General features: G+C 63.5%; 1 protein-coding gene. It reads left to right on the forward strand.

Annotated elements, in window-relative coordinates:
* Window positions 1–250: 250 nt before the first annotated feature.
* Complete coding sequence (locus U9R81_RS02840; protein ID WP_322494019.1) at window positions 251–1,861, forward strand: ABC transporter ATP-binding protein; 1,611 nt, start codon at window positions 251–253, stop codon at window positions 1,859–1,861.
* Window positions 1,862–2,699: the final 838 nt, after the last annotated feature.

Raw genomic sequence — 2,699 nt, forward strand, 5'->3', positions numbered from 1 at the left:
GAGGGGCTGGGGGTGAGGGCCAGCAGCCCGCGCAGCGGGCTTCGTACCCCTAGCCCGGCCCTTCAGGGCCGGGCGCCGATCAGATGTACTGTTCGCACTCACCCCTCCCCCGCTAGGGGAGGGAAGGATTTGCTTCCCTCCCCCGGAGGGGGAGGGGCTGGAATGAGGGCCAGCGCTGAGATCGTTGGGCATGTTTTTCAACCAGCAACAGCGCGCCCCGCCACATTTCTTGTCAGGAACATGCAAACCTATGATCGAACTCGACCGTGTCACCTACACCTACCCCGGCGCCAGCGCGCCGATCTTGCGTGATCTGAGCGTGCAGGTCGCCGATGGCGAATTCTTGCTCGTCTGCGGGCCGAGCGGCGCTGGCAAGAGCACCCTCTTGCGCCTGTTCAATGGTCTCGTTCCCCACTTTTACGGCGGGCGGCTCGGCGGGCGAGTGCATGTGTGGGGGCGCGATACACTGGCCTGCCAGCCGCGCGATCTCGCCGATCTGGTCGGGTTTGTGGTGCAAGACCCCGAAAGCCAGTTTGTTGTCGAGCGGGTCGAAGACGAAATCGTCTTTGCTATGGAAAATCTGGGGGTGCCGCCGGCGGTGATGCGCCGGCGGGTGGAAGAGGTGCTTGACCAGTTGGCGATTGCCCATCTGCGCCACCGCCATGTCGCCACCCTGAGCGGCGGCGAGCAGCAGCGAGTGGCGATTGCCGCCGCACTCGCCGCCCAACCGCGCGCGCTGGTGCTCGATGAGCCGACCAGCCAGCTCGATCCGCACGGCGCAGAAGAGGTCTTGACCGCGCTGCAAAAGCTCAATGCCGACCTCGGCATTACTATCGTGCTGTGCGAGCACCGGCTGGAGCGGGTGGTGCAATACGCCGACCGCATCCTCTACCTCGCGCCGGGTGGCAGGGTTGAAGTTGGTACACCGCGCGAGGTGTTAGCACGCATCGAGCTGCGCCCGCCGCTGCAACAATTGGGTGCAGCGTTAGGTTGGGAACCTCTGCCGCTGACGATCAAAGAGGGCCGGCGGTTTGTGCCGGTCGATCTACCCGCTTCATCACCATCTGCCCCCATATCACCAGACAATCCGCCGCTAGCCCGCTTGCGCAACGTCACTGTGCAATACGACCGGCACGAGGCGCTCTACCGGGTGAATCTTGATCTGCCGTGCGGCGCGCTCATTGCCCTCATGGGCCGCAATGGCAGCGGCAAGAGCACGCTGCTCAAGACGCTGATCGGATTGGTGCGGCCCGTTGAGGGGAAGATCGAACTGGAAGGTCGCGATATTGCCCCCATTCCGGTAGAGGAATTAGCTCGCCGGGTGGCGTATGTGCCGCAAGACCCGCGCAGTATGCTCTTTCACGACACCCTGCGCGAAGAGGTGGCGTTCAGCTTGCGCGGGCGCGGGTTGCGGCCATCGTCCACCGCTATCGCTGATGCCTTGACGCCCTTTGGCATCAACCATCTGGCCGAGCGCTATCCGCGCGATCTCAGCGGTGGTGAAGCGCAGCGAGCGGCGTTGGCCGCCAGTTTGGCCGGCGATCCGATACTGATCTTGCTCGATGAACCGACCCGTGGTCTTGATTATCACGCCAAAGCCAGCTTAATCACTATGTTGCGCCGTTTGTGTGACGAAGGCCGCACGGTGGTGATGGCAACCCACGATGTCGAGCTAGCCGCCGCGTGCGCCGATCGGGTCGTGTTGCTGGGTGAAGGCGAAGTTGTCGTTGAAGGCCCGGCGACCGAATTGCTCGGCAACAGCCTGATCTTCTCGTCGCAAGTCGCCAAACTCTTCCCCGGTCGCGGCTGGCTGACGGTCGCGCAAGCGCTGGCTGGCTTGTGCGGGGAAGGGAGCAAGTAGATACCGCTGTGGGCACGGAGAGAGGAATAGCCACCAAGAGCCGCAAAAGGCGCAAAGCAAGCAAAGACGCAGAGCGGTCAAACGCAAAGGCGCAAAGAACGCAGAGGATGCAAGGGTGGTTGGGATGGCAATCATCCTCTGCGTCCTTGGTGATAAAAAAACGCCCCTCAGCTCCCGCCGTTAGGTGAGAGCGGGGGCCGGGGGGTAAGGGCACCGAGCAGTATAACCACAAAGATACCCAAACGATGCCAACAATCGTATGGTGTTTGTGCCTTATGTATCTTTTCGCGGCTATTCAGCCCGCGCAGCGGGCTTCATAATGGGAGTCCGGCCCTTCAGGGCCGGGTTCCAGCCATGCCTGAGCCGGTTGGTTCCGCTATCGTGGGAGATTGCTTCGGTCGGGCGGCACCCATCTACGCTGGGTGCCGCCACTCCCTCGCAATGACAACCGGCAAGCGCGTGATGGTTCACCCTCACCCCCTCCCCCTCTTCTGCGTTGCGGAGGGGCGATCGTGCCTTCCGGCAGCGCGTATGCCTTTAGCAGCCACGCAGCAGCTCCCCCGCTCCCGCCGTCGGGTGGGAGCGGGGGCTAGGGGGTAAGGGACGCACTCCCTCCCCCAGCGGGGGAGGGCCGGGGTGGGGGGCTACAATCATCACTCCTTTGCGTCCTCTGCGTTCTTAGCGTCTTTGCGTTACCCCCTTTGCGTCCTCTGCGGCTTGGCGTTACAGCCCGTCGCGCCGCTGCGCACCCACCACCGCCGCATTCACCAACAGCGCCTTCACCCCGGCTTGCAGAGTGGCAAACGAGCGCATCCCGTTCCACGTCGATCCGGTGTGG

The sequence above is a fragment of the Chloroflexus sp. genome (assembly GCF_034435895.1).
Classification (GTDB): Bacteria; Chloroflexota; Chloroflexia; order Chloroflexales; family Chloroflexaceae; genus Chloroflexus.

Coding starts and splice junctions, on each gene's coding strand:
- U9R81_RS02840 (WP_322494019.1), top strand. CDS start 251: ATGATCGAACTCGACCGTGTCACCTACACCTACCCCGGCGCCAGCGCG.